The organism is Acinetobacter sp. V104_13 (assembly GCF_031798995.1).
In the GTDB taxonomy this organism is placed as follows: Bacteria; Pseudomonadota; Gammaproteobacteria; order Pseudomonadales; family Moraxellaceae; genus Acinetobacter; species Acinetobacter pittii.
Map to the genome: position 1 here is coordinate 75,209 of NZ_JAVQNP010000011.1, position 13,577 is coordinate 88,785.

Annotated in this window: 14 protein-coding genes and 4 tRNA genes; all 18 read left to right on the plus strand. The window is 39.4% G+C overall.

Annotated features, from left to right (window positions below; genetic code table 11):
- Positions 1-42 precede the first annotated feature (42 nt).
- Positions 43-783, plus strand: a complete 741-nt coding sequence (locus tag RMB06_RS02665; RefSeq protein ID WP_311078172.1) for a LytTR family DNA-binding domain-containing protein — start codon at positions 43-45, stop codon at positions 781-783.
- A gap of 100 nt (positions 784-883) precedes the next feature.
- Positions 884-1,801, plus strand: a complete 918-nt coding sequence (gene hemC, locus RMB06_RS02670) for a hydroxymethylbilane synthase (RefSeq protein ID WP_032037675.1) — start codon at positions 884-886, stop codon at positions 1,799-1,801.
- Positions 1,802-1,804: 3 nt separating this feature from the next.
- Positions 1,805-2,572 carry a uroporphyrinogen-III synthase gene (locus tag RMB06_RS02675; protein WP_311078173.1) on the plus strand — a complete coding sequence of 256 codons (768 nt, stop codon included), beginning with the start codon at positions 1,805-1,807 and terminating at the stop codon, positions 2,570-2,572.
- A gap of 8 nt (positions 2,573-2,580) precedes the next feature.
- Positions 2,581-3,423 (plus strand): hypothetical protein, encoded by an 843-nt coding sequence (locus RMB06_RS02680; protein ID WP_311078174.1) that lies wholly within the window; start codon positions 2,581-2,583, stop codon positions 3,421-3,423.
- A gap of 9 nt (positions 3,424-3,432) precedes the next feature.
- Positions 3,433-4,626: a heme biosynthesis protein HemY gene (locus tag RMB06_RS02685; protein ID WP_311078176.1), complete on the plus strand. Its 1,194-nt coding sequence runs from the start codon at positions 3,433-3,435 to the stop codon at positions 4,624-4,626.
- A gap of 7 nt (positions 4,627-4,633) precedes the next feature.
- Positions 4,634-5,074 (plus strand): thioesterase family protein, encoded by a 441-nt coding sequence (locus tag RMB06_RS02690; protein ID WP_002121251.1) that lies wholly within the window; start codon positions 4,634-4,636, stop codon positions 5,072-5,074.
- A gap of 194 nt (positions 5,075-5,268) precedes the next feature.
- Positions 5,269-5,595, plus strand: coding sequence for an H-NS family nucleoid-associated regulatory protein (locus RMB06_RS02695; RefSeq protein ID WP_000801427.1), 327 nt, complete (start codon positions 5,269-5,271; stop codon positions 5,593-5,595).
- Between the two features lie 332 nt (positions 5,596-5,927).
- Positions 5,928-6,671, plus strand: a complete 744-nt coding sequence (gene gspN, locus RMB06_RS02700; protein WP_032055592.1) for a type II secretion system protein N — start codon at positions 5,928-5,930, stop codon at positions 6,669-6,671.
- On the plus strand, positions 6,671-7,507 hold the full coding sequence (locus RMB06_RS02705; protein WP_005079413.1) for a type II secretion system protein N: 837 nt from the start codon (positions 6,671-6,673) through the stop codon (positions 7,505-7,507). Before gspN ends, RMB06_RS02705 begins: the two co-directional genes overlap by 1 nt.
- Before the next feature lie 41 nt (positions 7,508-7,548).
- The gene (gspD, locus tag RMB06_RS02710; RefSeq protein WP_311078183.1) at positions 7,549-9,825 is read left to right on the plus strand and encodes a type II secretion system secretin GspD; all 2,277 of its coding nucleotides are present in this window, start codon (positions 7,549-7,551) and stop codon (positions 9,823-9,825) included.
- 40 nt (positions 9,826-9,865) lie between these two features.
- The gene (locus tag RMB06_RS02715) at positions 9,866-10,492 is read left to right on the plus strand and encodes an FHA domain-containing protein (RefSeq protein WP_311078185.1); all 627 of its coding nucleotides are present in this window, start codon (positions 9,866-9,868) and stop codon (positions 10,490-10,492) included.
- 65 nt (positions 10,493-10,557) lie between these two features.
- Positions 10,558-11,226, plus strand: a complete 669-nt coding sequence (locus tag RMB06_RS02720) for a phosphoglycolate phosphatase (protein WP_311078187.1) — start codon at positions 10,558-10,560, stop codon at positions 11,224-11,226.
- Between the two features lie 108 nt (positions 11,227-11,334).
- Positions 11,335-12,828, plus strand: coding sequence for an anthranilate synthase component I (trpE, locus tag RMB06_RS02725; protein WP_032005869.1), 1,494 nt, complete (start codon positions 11,335-11,337; stop codon positions 12,826-12,828).
- A 98-nt stretch (positions 12,829-12,926) separates the two neighbouring features.
- Positions 12,927-13,002: transfer RNA gene (locus tag RMB06_RS02730), tRNA-Thr, on the plus strand.
- A gap of 54 nt (positions 13,003-13,056) precedes the next feature.
- A tRNA-Tyr gene (locus RMB06_RS02735) sits at positions 13,057-13,140 on the plus strand.
- A gap of 37 nt (positions 13,141-13,177) precedes the next feature.
- Positions 13,178-13,253, plus strand: a tRNA-Gly gene (locus tag RMB06_RS02740).
- 13 nt (positions 13,254-13,266) lie between these two features.
- A tRNA-Thr gene (locus RMB06_RS02745) sits at positions 13,267-13,341 on the plus strand.
- Between the two features lie 147 nt (positions 13,342-13,488).
- Positions 13,489-13,577, plus strand: an 89-nt coding sequence (locus RMB06_RS02750; RefSeq protein WP_072292276.1) for a GTP-binding protein, incomplete at its 3' end; no start/stop codon positions are given.

Below are 13,577 nucleotides of genomic sequence, written 5' to 3' on the forward strand. Positions count from 1 at the left end.
CCATAAAAAAATGGACCAAGTTAACGGTGACAAGGAGGATGAATGAAGGTGCTAATTTGTGATGATGAACCACTTGCAGTGGAGCGTTTATCACGTTTAGTTTCAAAGATGGGACATGAGGTTGTATCAACGGCTCATCATGGACAGGAGGCCTTGGAACAGGCACGGCTTCATCAACCGGATGTAATCTTACTTGATATTCAAATGCCAGGTATGAATGGGCTTGTCTGTGCAGAACAGTTAAGTCAGCTAAATCCTCGACCTGCGATTGTATTTTGTACCGCCTACGATCAGCATGCATTGGAAGCTTTTAAAGCTCAGGCTCAAGCTTATCTTCTTAAACCGATTGATCCGGTTGAACTTGAGCAAGCTTTAACTCAGCTAACCCAACTTACTCAAGCACAGCTCAGTGCATTACCGAATTCTGAGCTTTTACAAGATTTAAAAACACAGCGTCATCAAATTGCTGCAAAAACCTATCGTGGTGTTGAGCTGATTCCTGTTGAAAATATCTATTACTTTTTAGCAGATCAGAAATATGTCACTGTGAGACATAAAAATGGCAGTGTATTAATAGATGAAACATTGAAAGAGCTTGAAACCGAATTCGCAGATCAGTTTATTCGTATTCATCGAAATGCGTTGGTTGCAGTCGCATATTTAGATGGGTTGGAGCTGATCAGTTCGGGGCAATATCAGGTTAGATTGCGCGGTCTTGATGAAAGACTTTCAGTGAGCCGTCGACATTTGTCTACGCTTAGAGAGCGAATTCATCAGCTCTAAATTTAAAAGAGTTATCTTGGACTTGCGAGATTTTACTTGCAATTTTAAGGGATCAAGTTAAGTTTAGGGTGTATTGTTTGACCAGCCCATGCTTGAATTTATGAAAACCTTGAAAATTGCTACACGACAAAGCCCACTTGCTCTTTGGCAAGCAGAACATATTCGTGCCCGTTTAGAGGAGCTTCACCCTGATTTAACGGTGGAATTGGTTAAATTTGTCACGCAGGGCGATAAAATCTTAGATACGCCTTTAGCAAAAATTGGGGGTAAAGGGCTATTCGTTAAAGAGTTAGAGGCAGCACTTTTAGATGGGCGTGCAGACTTAGCTGTACATTCAATGAAAGATGTCCCAATGGCTTTGCCTGAAGGTTTAACTTTAGCAGTAATTTGCGAACGTGAAGATCCGTTAGATGCTTTTGTTTCAAATCAGTTTGAAAAATTTGCTGATTTACCACAAGGTGCAAAAGTCGGTACATCAAGCTTGCGTCGAAAATCTCAGATTTTAAAACAACGTCCTGATTTGCAAATTATCGACTTGCGTGGAAATGTTGGCACACGTTTAGCGAAGCTAGATGAAGGTCAATATGATGCGATTATTCTGGCCAGTGCCGGTTTGAAGCGTTTAGGTTTGTCAGAACGTATCCGTCATTGTTTAACACCAGATATTAGTTTGCCTGCTGTGGGACAAGGTGCATTGGGTTTAGAGTGCCGTGCAGCTGACCAAGATGTATTGGCTTTAATTCAACCTTTATTACACGAAGAAACAGATGTTTGTGTACGTGCTGAACGTGCATTTAATGCCTATCTTGAAGGTGGTTGTCAGGTCCCAATTGCAGGTTATGCCACACTGCAAAATGGACAAATCCATATCGAAGGTCGTGTTGGAAGCCCTGATGGCCAAACACTATTACGTGCTGAACTGACAGACGAAGCTAATAATGCTCAGCAATTGGGTGAGAACCTTGCACGAAACTTACTTGATCAAGGTGCTGGCGAGCTATTAAAGGCCCTCTACTAAACCATGCTATTCATTAATACTCGACCTGATTCGCGTGCAGCTGAATTAACAGAAGCTTTGCAAAATGAAGGTTATCAGGTTGAGTCTTTACCCCTTTTAGAGCTCGTTGCAAAACCCTTTTCTGAACTCTTACTTCTGCTTTACCAACAGTTAATTAAGGCGCAAGCTATTGTGGTCGTCAGCCCAACCGCTGTTGAATTGGGTATGGAGTATTTAGTAAAAAGTGGTTTAAAAAATAGCGACTTAAAACATATTCAGTGGATTGCGGTAGGGCAAGCAACAGCCAATTGTCTAAACGAATATGGAATAGAAGCACATATCCCAGATGTTGAAACTTCTGAAGGAATGTTGAATCTGCCTATTCTGCACAATATGCAACAGACGGGTAGTGTGGCTTTTTGGCGGGGAGAAGGTGGACGCCAATTTATGATGGAGACCTTGCAACAACAAGGAATTCAGATTTTAAATTTTGTTCTATATCATCGGCAATGCCCAGAAGCTTCATATTCTACATTCAAACATCTGACACAGAATTCAAATTATAATTTAAATAAATGGCTCGTCTTAATTACCAGTGAAGCGAGCTGGAAATATTGGTTAGAGCTTTGTTCAAAAAATAATGTACAACCTGATGGTGTATATCTGGTTTTAGGACCTCGTCTTTTTCAAATTGTTAAAGAGTATCGCGATCAGCAACAGGCTCATTTTCACATTATTCAACTTGAAAATTTATCGCCTTCGGGGATGATTCATCACATTCAGGCATTATAAGGATTCGTATGAGAAAACTTGTTTCTATCATCATTTTACTGGGCGTAGCTTGGTTGGCTAAGCTCAGTTACGATATGTGGCAAATTTCTCGTACTGTTCCCGAGCTTAAACAAAGTCTGCTGCAATCAGAACAGCACTATGCCAATTTAAATGATCAATTGGTTGCTTTACAGCGACAGTTGCAGAATCAACCCGTAAGTACAAGGAATAAAACGAGTTCAGTAGCTCAACCAGATGCTCCACCGACAGGTATTGCACCTACAGTTTTAATTAAACAAAAGTTAGATTTAATTCAATTTGCGATTGATCAGCAGCAGTTGATTTATGCAGTTGATCAATTAAATCAGTTACAGCAATCGCTCGTACACTATGAAATTGCTCCTGCATTGCAGCATAGCTTGAATCAATCGCTCGAGCAGGATAAGCAGGCAGTTCAACAGTTTACTTTGGCTCAAAATCAACGCCATCAATTAATCGATGATTTATTACAGAACATTGATAAGAATATTCAACAAGCCTTAAGCCAGCCTAAACTTGAAATGGATCAATCCGAGACTGTGTCTTGGTGGAAAAAGTGGTTCCGTATAGAAAAAGTAGAAACGCCGTCTATTAATTTAATGGGTCGAAGCGTTGTGCTTAAAGAAGTGCAATTAAGATTGTTGATTGCCGAACAGGCACTCAATCAAGGAAAAATGACTGAGTATCAAAATGAGTTGCAATCTGTGATGCAAAAGTTAGATGAAATGCCTGATGCAACCAGTCAGCAGTTAAAAAAACGTATTGCTAAAGTGGCACATTTATCTGTGGTGCCTGTTCCTAAACTCTCTACACTTGGGCTAATCGGCTCATAAGGAGGCTATATGAAACACCTCCTGTGGGTTTATTTCGTAATCAGCTTAATACTCTTTGCAGCCCTAGCTTTATTTAGTTATGGCTATGGAATGGGGTATGTCTATATTTACTGGCGACAATTGCAGCTGCAAACAAATGTCTGGGGATTAACTCTTACTTTTGTAGTGATGAGTTTTATTGCTCAACTCTTATGGCTGTGGATTAAACGTTATTCATCTCGTGAACAAAGAAAAAGTGAAAACATCTTCCAATTTAAAAACCTTCATCCTTATGAACAATTAGGTATTGTTTGGTTATTAGAAGCGGCCGAAGATCAACGTGTATTTATTGAACGTGTTTTTACTCAATCAGGGCTTTTAAAAAATATTATCGATGCCAAGTTTCTGGTTTTAAGTGGGGACTATCCAAAAGCATTGGCTGCTCTCGATCAATCACCACCGATGGCATTTGAATTGGCAGAGTTACAGCGAATTGAAATCTTTTTAGCCGAAAATGAAGCCGATCGTGCATTAACTCATCTCGAATTTTTATATCAACACCAGTTATCACCGTGGTTACAAGAAATAGAAACTGCTTACCAGCAAAGATTAACGGCTTTATGGGGGCAATTAGCGCTGCAACATCCATGGGTATATTTACGTTCTATGAAATACGGTTTGCTAGATGCAGAACACCGTGATTTATGGTTACAGCAGCTTCTTCAGCAATTTGACCAAGCGTCTATCGATGACTTACATGCCTTACAGCAACGTTATTTGGATTTAGAGTCTGAGATTCAAACTCGACCTTATAGCAGTAAGTTATTATGGCTAAAACTATTAGCACGTATGCCAGATATGAGCATGCAGCATGCGGCCTTAACGCTACATTTGTTAAAAGAGCAGTTTGACCCAGAAGTGTTTTATCTATGGTTTCAGCAACAGTTGCTTAAACAAGTTCCAGACTATGCCGATGTTGAAGAAAAAATTATTCAATTTGAAAATCAATATATGAATTTGCCAGTTTTAACCTTTGCAAAATGGCATGTCTATATGGCAATTGGACGTCAAACAGAAGCTGAAACATTATTATCATTATATCCAGATAATATTTTAATGAGCTATTTACGTATTAAGTCTACGCTTAAAGAAGATGACGTGTTAATCAAACAGTTAAATCTAATCTTTGAAAATGATGCAAATTTTTTAAAGTTTAAAATATGAGGTAAAAATGAAAGAACTGTCTGTCTACCCAGTAATATATGAACAGAAAGTAGCGTGGGGAGATATGGACGCTTTCGGTCATGTCAATAATGTACAATATTATCGATATATTGAAAGCTCACGTATTTTATATATGGAAGCAATCAATATATTAACCCCACATTTATATACCGTTGTAGCTTCAAGCCAGTGTAAATATTTAAAGCCTGTTTTTTATCCTGACGTATTGAAAGTTGGTGTTCGCGTGGAAGAGCTCCGTAATAGCGCATTCCGTATGGCTTATATATTGTGGAGTGAAACCCAACAACAAATAGTCGCTACTGGTGAAGCTGTTATGGTATGCGTAGATAAATTAACAGAACGGAAATGTGAAATACCACAGGAAATAAAACAAAAAATTATTGAGCTAGAAAAATCAGTTGGGCATGACTTAATACATTTATCTTAAATAAATATTAATAAAATATATTTCATTTATAATTGGTAATGTAATTAAAAGGTAATTTTTTTGGTTATTCTGATGAACACGGCTTTCAAACTATTGCTTATTGAATAGATTATAAATAATATTGGTCTTGATTTTATGTTTTTAAATTTTGTCTGTATTATTTTGAATTGTCTGTAAGACTGGAGTATTTATTAATGAAACCGGATATCAGTGAATTATCTGTTGAAGAGTTAAAACGCTTACAAGAAGAAGCAGAAGCTTTAATTGCAAGTAAAAAAGATCAAGCAATCGAAGATGCTTATAATCAAATTATCGAGATTGCTGAAAATGTAGGTTTCAGTGTTGAACAACTTCTTGAGTTTGGTGCTCAAAAACGTAAGAAAACAACTCGTAAATCTGTTGAGCCTCGTTACCGCAACAAAAACAATGCTGAAGAGACTTGGACTGGTCGCGGTAAACAACCACGCTGGTTAGTTGCTGAAATTGAAAAAGGCGCAAAACTTGAAGATTTCTTAATCTAATCAAATTGCCATTTTTAAAAGCCAAGCAAATTTGCTTGGCTTTTTTATTGATAAAAATATCTCAAAATTTTGCTATAAATATTATTTTAAAATGAGTGCTTAAATTCTTCTTTAAATGAATTGTTGAGATCAAATATACATTTAATTCATTGAGCGCTAAGTTTTCATGATTTTGTCATACGTTCAACTTATAGTCTCAATACCGAAGCCAAGCCCGATTGCTTGGTTTTTTTATATGAAGTGAATTGGCGATGTTGAAAAAGTATGCATAATGTCAGACTAGGGAGCTACTCTCAAAATAAGGACGATAATTTGCATGTTGGTAAGGCTGAATGAAGAAAAAGTCTAAGCAATGGAAGTGGTGGTTTTTTGCCCTCATTGCATTTTTAATTTTTATTATTTTACAGATCCCGGCGACGTGGCTTATTTCTAAATTTTCAAAGAATAATCAAACTCTACACAATGTAAGTGGAAATATCTGGCAAGGCCAAGCAGATTGGCGGCGTGGTAATTTGAGAGGCTCGATTCATTGGAAAACTAGACCTCTAGACCTGTTTTTATTAAGGTTTGCTGCTGATGTAGATATCCATAGTGGAAATACTCAATTATCTGGGGTAATGGGCTATGGTGTGGGGAAAAAAGTAATTGTAAAGAATATGAATGGTCAGGTTGCACCTGAAACATTAAAACAAATTGTGAATTGGCAATGGCCTGCGAACAGCATTCAACTGAAAGATATTGAGTTTAATTATAAGAAAGAGCAGGGGTTCGCAGCAGTTGATGGCCAATTACATTGGGGTGGTGGTGCTTTAATTTATAATATTGGTGATCGTCAAGACCGTATGAATATGCCTTCTTTAAATGGGCAATTAACGGATCAGAATGGACAATTACAAGTTGATATACGTGATCAACGCAGTCAAAAAATGGCGAATCTTTTATTAGATGCCAACATGATGCTTGATGTACAGCTTACCCAAAGGTTACTACTTAATATCCCATCTTATGATGGAAAAGCTGGTTTAGATACGTTTGTCATTAGTTCTCGTCAACCCTTAATACAAGGGGGTAACTAATGAAAGTATGGATTGAAAAATTACAGCAATTACAGTGGCAAAAATTAGACCGGTTAAGTGTAGTTGTATTTGCCTTTTTGGTTTTATGGTTGTGTTGGAAATTAGCTTCATTATTTTGGTGGGTAATTGCCCCTCCTCAAATGATGCAGTTTGATCGAGTCGAGTTAGGATCACAGCAGCCGCAAATTCCTAACATTAGTACTTTTTCGCTTTTTAATGAACCTTCAGCCAATGCGGCTCAGGAAAATGTCAACCTAGAATTACAAGGCGTAATGCTGGGCTATCCGAACCGTTTTTCTTCGGCTGTTATTAAGCTAGATAATATTGCTGACCGATATCGTGTAGGAGAAACAATAGGTTCTACCTCTTATCAGTTAGCAGAAGTTTATTGGGATCACGTGATATTGCGTCAAGGTAATGGAAGTACTCGTGAACTCCAATTTAAAGGTTTGCCAAACGGTTTATATCAACCTATGACGCCAGATGCTTCGCAGCCAACTGCTACTGCGCCTCAGTCATCGGCACCTGTTAATACGACTCAAGAGGCGTTAGGGCAGGCTATTCAGCAAATGCAAGGCAACCGTGAACAATATCTGCGTGACATGGGCGTTAGTGGGAACTCTGGTGAAGGTTTTGAAGTTACAGAACGTACACCCACTGCGCTTCGAAATAAGTTAGGTTTAAGGCCAGGTGATCGGATTGTTTCTTTAAACGGTCAAACGGTTGGGCAGGGACAAACGGATGTGCAGTTGCTTGAACAGGCTCGTCGAGCTGGGCAAGTGAAAATAGAAATAAAACGTGGTGATCAAGTGATGACCATACAACAAAATTTTTAGTGATAACACGTCACCATAAGAGTTAGGAATTATCGCAAGTTATGGCTTTATTGAATCATCAACGTCCACTTTGGGCATTACTTGCAGCAGCCCCATTGATTGCGACAGTGAGCAGCAGCGTCTATGCCCAAACATGGAAGATCAATTTACGTGATGCTGACTTAACTGCTTTCATTAATGAAGTGGCAGACATTACGGGTAAAAACTTTGCAGTAGATCCACGAGTACGTGGTAATGTCACAGTAATATCGAATAAACCCCTCAATAAAAATGAAGTTTACGACCTATTCCTTGGGGTCTTAAATGTGAATGGGGTGGTGGCAATTCCTTCGGGTAACACCATTAAGCTAGTTCCAGATAGCAATGTTAAAAATTCGGGAATTCCTTACGACTCGCGAAATAAATTGCGTGGTGATCAGATTGTTACCCGAGTCATTTGGCTTGAAAATACCAATCCTAATGATTTAATTCCAGCACTTCGTCCATTAATGCCGCAATTTGCACATATGGCCGCAATTGCAGGGACTAATGCACTGATTGTTTCGGACCGTGCGGCAAATATTTATCAACTTGAAAATATTATTCGTAATCTAGATGGTACTGGCCAGAATGATATTGAGGCAATAGGCCTCCAATCGAGCCAAGCGGAAGAAATCATTACTCAACTTGAGGCCATGAGTGCTACGGGAGCATCTAAAGATTTTAATGGTGCACGGATTCGTATTATTGCAGACAATCGAACCAATCGTATTTTAGTTAAGGGTGATCCTGAAACGCGTAAGCGCATTCGCCACATGATTGAAATGCTGGATGTGCCTTCGGCTGATCGCTTGGGGGGCTTAAAAGTTTTTCGCTTGAAATATGCAAGTGCAAAAAATTTATCTGAAATTTTACAAGGTCTTGTAACAGGACAAGCCGTTTCTTCGTCAAATAGTAATAACAGTTCTTCTAATTCATCGAATCCGATCAATAATTTGATGGGTAATAACCAGAATTCTAGTTCAAATACCTCTGGTTCAAATGGTAGCTCAATTTCTACGCCATCTATTAATCTAAATGGTAATTCGAACAATAATAATCAGAACAGTATCTCTAGCTTTAGCCAAAATGGTGTGAGCATTATTGCAGACAATGCGCAAAACTCATTGGTAGTTAAAGCTGACCCACAGTTAATGCGTGAAATTGAATCTGCTATTCAGCAGCTCGATGTTCGCCGTCAGCAAGTTCTGATTGAAGCTGCAATTATCGAAGTGTCAGGAGATGATGCGGATCAACTTGGTATTCAATGGGCGCTTGGTGACTTATCTAGTGGGATTGGTTTACTTAGCTTTAGTAATGTAGGTGCTAGTTTATCTTCTATTGCTGCTGGTTATTTATCGGGTGGTTCGGCTGGGGCTGCATCCGCTATCGCTGGGAGTGCTAATAAAGGTAATGGGGCAACTTTGGCGCTGGGTAATTTTGAGAATTCCCGTAAGGCTTATGGTGCATTAATTCAGGCACTTAAAACGAATACTAAATCGAATTTGCTTTCTACACCATCCATTGTGACGATGGATAATGAAGAGGCGTATATTGTTGTCGGTCAGAACGTTCCCTTTGTAACAGGATCGGTCACTACAAACAGTACGGGTATCAACCCATATACCACGGTTGAACGTAAAGATGTGGGTGTAACATTAAAAGTCGTTCCACATATCGGTGAAGGCGGTACAGTTCGTCTGGAAGTAGAACAAGAAGTCTCTGCTGTTCAAGACAGTCGTGGGCAAGCAGCTGACTTGGTGACAAGTAAACGTGCCATTAAAACTGCTGTTTTGGCTGAACATGGACAGACAGTAGTGCTTGGTGGTTTGGTGTCGGATGACACGTCACTTTCAAGACAAGGTATACCTGGGTTAAGTAGTATTCCCTATGTTGGGCGATTGTTCCGCTCAGATAATAGAAGTAATGTAAAACGTAACCTTCTTGTTTTTATCCACCCAACAATTGTGGGTGATGCAAATGATGTTCGCCGTTTGTCTCAGCAGCGCTATAGCCAGCTTTATAGCTTACAATTGGCTATGGATAAAAACGGCAATTTTGCAAAATTACCTGAGCAAGTTGATGATGTCTATAATCAAAAGATGACACCACCTAGTATTGCCTCTCAGCCAAAAAATTATCAACAGGTTCCTTCAGGTGGAAAAACCTCGACGGTAACTACACCTGTAGCGGTAGAGCCAGCAGTGCAAAAGCAAACTTTACAGTTACCTGATCCTGAAGTTAATCGTACTAAAAATACAGTAACAACAACGACACTGCGCCCAAGCACAGCACAGTAGTAGCATGTTATGATTGATAAAAAATGAATAGGACATACGCATGACTTGGAAACTACAAGCAATTACTGGTGAAATTACTGGCCAAGAAATTAATGTTGATCGTGATATGTTGGTAGGGCGTCATCAAGATGCTGATGTTTTGTTACAAGCTGCTGAAATTTCACGTCGCCATGCTGCATTGCTTCTAAAAGATCAAGCGCTATGGGTGCAAGACCTTAATTCATCGAATGGCACATTTGTAAACGATATTCGTATTGAGCAAGAAAAGCAGTTGCATGATGGTGATATTGTTCAGTTTGCTAGTTTTAAATTTTCTGTATTGGCCCCTGCACAGAAAATCATGGAATTACCTGAAATTGAAGCCGAGCCTGTACATACAAACTCATCTCCAGATTTAAGCGATCAAGGAATGCCGAGCCTTGCAGAGCGCGCTGCAGAAGTCGAAGTTCGTCGCGATGGTATGCCGCAGAATATTTCTATTCCAAAACCTGCACCTATTCCAGAAGGTGTGGATATCAATGCACAACAGCAAACGCCTATTGTTTTTGATGAGCCAGTTTCTCGTGTTGCAGAAGAAAAAGAGCAACAGAAGAATGCCTCGGTTGGTTTAATAACTATTATTATTTTAGTAATCTTAGCTGTATTAGCATGGTTATTCTTTAAATAATCCTTTGCTGCTTTTACAATCAAGGCATGCTAAAAGCATGCCTTTTTAATTTTGAGAAGAACAAGATGTCTGTTGCACAACTAAATAAGCGCGATTTAATTTTATTTGATTTGGATGGAACACTGGTTGATTCTGCTGCTGATTTATATAGATCAATGAATTTAAGCTTGCAAGAATTAGGCTGGCCTTTAATAACAGAAGCCCAGATACGAGAATGGGTCGGTAAGGGAGTATCTAAACTTTGTGAAAGTGTTCTGTTTCATATTTTTGGGAAATTAGATGCTGAACAGCATAAAATTCTACTGCAGAAATTTGTTGATATTTACAGTGCCGAGCTTTGTGTGAATACTCAAATTTATCCTGGAGTAACTGAATTTTTAAAGCATTGTAAAAATTTGAATATACATATGGCATGTGTTACCAATAAACCTGTGCAACTTGCTCAAGGGTTGCTTGATGCTTTACAGCTCTCTCCATATTTTCAAGTCGTACTTGGTGGGGATAGCTTACCAGAGAGAAAGCCTCATCCATTGCCATTATTGCATTGCATGCAAAGCCTAAAAATATCTGCTTCACAATCATTAATGATTGGCGATTCAAGTAATGATATTGAGGCTGCGCGTCGTGCTGGAATTGATTGTATTGTGGTTAGCTATGGCTATAATCATGGAGAAAATATCTATGATTGCCAACCTCAGCAAGTTGTTGATAGTCTTGCTGAGTTAATTATCTAATGAATGAAATGGAGATCAGAATGAATAAGCGTATGGTTTTTCGATGGCGTGTCTAAACCGAATCTAGAAAAACACACTTTTAAATCGAAACCATATTAGAGAAAATTCATGACAACATTAGCGCAATTCGAGCAACTTAAGGCTGCTGGTTACAACACAATTCCAGTCTATCGCCAACGCTTAGCAGACACAGAAACACCTTTGTCTGTTTTCGCTCGTTTTAAAGACCACACGCAAGCTTATTTATTTGAGTCAGTCGAAGGTGGCGAAAATTGGGCACGCTACTCTATGATTGGTTTAGGAGAGTCGACGGTTTTCTCATGTAATGCAGGTGTTCTGTCTATACAACATGCTGATGGCTCAATTACACAACAAGATTGTCAAGATCCATTTCAATATATTCGGGAATTTCAGAAGCAATTTAAAGTGCCATCTGCTGAGCTTTTGCCAAACTTACCGAGTTTTACGGGCGGATTAGTAGGTTATTTAGGCTATGACGCAGTCCGTTATATCGAGCCACGTTTAAAGAATGTTCCTACAGCTGACCCAATTACATTGCCGGATTTATGGTTAATGCTATCAAAGACAGTCATAGTCTTTGATAACCTTAAAGATACCTTATTTTTAATTGTTCATGCGGATACAGAGCAGAGTAATGCTTATGAAGACGCTCAGCAAAAATTAGATCAATTAGAACAGTTGTTAGCTACTCCAGTTAGTTTGCAAGCTAAGCCACATACACCTCCACATTTTGAATCAATTACTGGTAAAGCGAAATTCTTAGAGACAGTTGAAAAAGTTAAAGAATATATACGTGCTGGTGATGTGATGCAGGTTGTTCCGGGGCAGCGTATGGTTTCTGATTTCGATGGGGAGGCTTTACAGGTTTATCGTGCTTTACGTCATTTGAACCCATCGCCTTATTTATTCTTGGTACAAGGGCAAACGATTACTGATAAAAAGCCATTCCATATTGTAGGGTCATCGCCAGAAATTCTTTCTCGTTTAGAAAATGGTATTGCGACAGTGCGCCCTCTTGCAGGTACCAGACCACGTGGAAAAACTAAAGAAGAAGATCTTGCGCTAGAAAAAGATTTGCTTTCTGACGAAAAAGAAATCGCTGAGCATTTAATGTTGATTGACCTTGGTCGAAATGATGTGGGACGCGTATCAAAAATAGGTAAGGTCCAAGTAACGGATCAAATGGTGATTGAACGCTATTCACATGTCATGCACATTGTCTCAAATGTGCAAGGCGAAGTTCGTGACGATATCGATGCACTGGATGTATTTAAAGCAACTTTCCCTGCAGGTACTTTATCGGGTGCACCAAAAATTCGTGCAATGGAAATTATTGATGAAGTTGAGCCTGTGAAAAGAGGTGTGTTTGGTGGGGCAGTGGGATATTTAGGATGGCACGGCGAAATGGATATGTCGATTGCAATCCGTACTTGTGTTATTCGAGATAAAAAGGTCTATGTACAGGCTGGAGCAGGTCTGGTTGCGGACTCAAATCCTGAATCTGAATGGAATGAAACGCAAATAAAAGCTCGTGCAGTGATCAAAGCGGTTGAATTATCATCAAACGGATTGATTTTATGAGTTTTTAGCGGTTTTTTTTAAAAAACCGCTTGCATCGTTTGGAAGTTTTGCTAAACTGCACACCGTTCCGATACGAAACGTACGAAACACTAAGAAGAGCCGGCATAGCTCAGTTGGTAGAGCAACTGACTTGTAATCAGTAGGTCCACAGTTCGAATCCGTGTGCCGGCACCATCTTAAAGGTGTGTAGTTGTGAAGTAAAGAGCAACACTGAAATAAGTGTGATATGGTGAGATTCCCGAGCGGTCAAAGGGGGCGGACTGTAACTCCGCTACGAAAGTTTCGAAGGTTCGAATCCTTCTCTCACCACCATTAACTTCGATTGAAGTGGTATATATACCAACACAGTGCGGGAGTAGCTCAGTTGGTAGAGCGGCAGCCTTCCAAGCTGCATGTCGCGAGTTCGATCCTCGTCTCCCGCTCCATCGAAGGATAATCGCTCTTATAGCTCAGTGGTAGAGCACTCCCTTGGTAAGGGAGAGGTCTCGAGTTCAAATCTCGATAAGAGCTCCAGATACAGTTTAGTAGATTTTCTACAAAGATTTAAAAAGCAGGCTTATTAGTCTGCTTTTCAAGTATTGGGTGTTTGATTTTTTAGGCGATATGTCGATGCTGAGTTTTTGCTCAGAATTGTGTTCGACGTAAACGAGGACTATAAACATGGCTAAGGCTAAGTTTGAACGTAATAAGCCACACGTAAACGTGGGCACAATCGGTCACGTTGACCATGGTAAAACAACTTTAACTGC

Coding starts and splice junctions, on each gene's coding strand:
- RMB06_RS02685 (WP_311078176.1), top strand. CDS start 3,433: ATGAAACACCTCCTGTGGGTTTATTTCGTAATCAGCTTAATACTCTTT.
- RMB06_RS02690 (WP_002121251.1), top strand. CDS start 4,634: ATGAAAGAACTGTCTGTCTACCCAGTAATATATGAACAGAAAGTAGCG.
- RMB06_RS02675 (WP_311078173.1), top strand. CDS start 1,805: ATGCTATTCATTAATACTCGACCTGATTCGCGTGCAGCTGAATTAACA.
- gspN (WP_032055592.1), top strand. CDS start 5,928: ATGAAGAAAAAGTCTAAGCAATGGAAGTGGTGGTTTTTTGCCCTCATT.
- hemC (WP_032037675.1), top strand. CDS start 884: ATGAAAACCTTGAAAATTGCTACACGACAAAGCCCACTTGCTCTTTGG.
- RMB06_RS02665 (WP_311078172.1), top strand. CDS start 43: ATGAAGGTGCTAATTTGTGATGATGAACCACTTGCAGTGGAGCGTTTA.
- gspD (WP_311078183.1), top strand. CDS start 7,549: ATGGCTTTATTGAATCATCAACGTCCACTTTGGGCATTACTTGCAGCA.
- RMB06_RS02705 (WP_005079413.1), top strand. CDS start 6,671: ATGAAAGTATGGATTGAAAAATTACAGCAATTACAGTGGCAAAAATTA.
- RMB06_RS02680 (WP_311078174.1), top strand. CDS start 2,581: ATGAGAAAACTTGTTTCTATCATCATTTTACTGGGCGTAGCTTGGTTG.
- RMB06_RS02715 (WP_311078185.1), top strand. CDS start 9,866: ATGACTTGGAAACTACAAGCAATTACTGGTGAAATTACTGGCCAAGAA.
- trpE (WP_032005869.1), top strand. CDS start 11,335: ATGACAACATTAGCGCAATTCGAGCAACTTAAGGCTGCTGGTTACAAC.
- RMB06_RS02720 (WP_311078187.1), top strand. CDS start 10,558: ATGTCTGTTGCACAACTAAATAAGCGCGATTTAATTTTATTTGATTTG.
- RMB06_RS02695 (WP_000801427.1), top strand. CDS start 5,269: ATGAAACCGGATATCAGTGAATTATCTGTTGAAGAGTTAAAACGCTTA.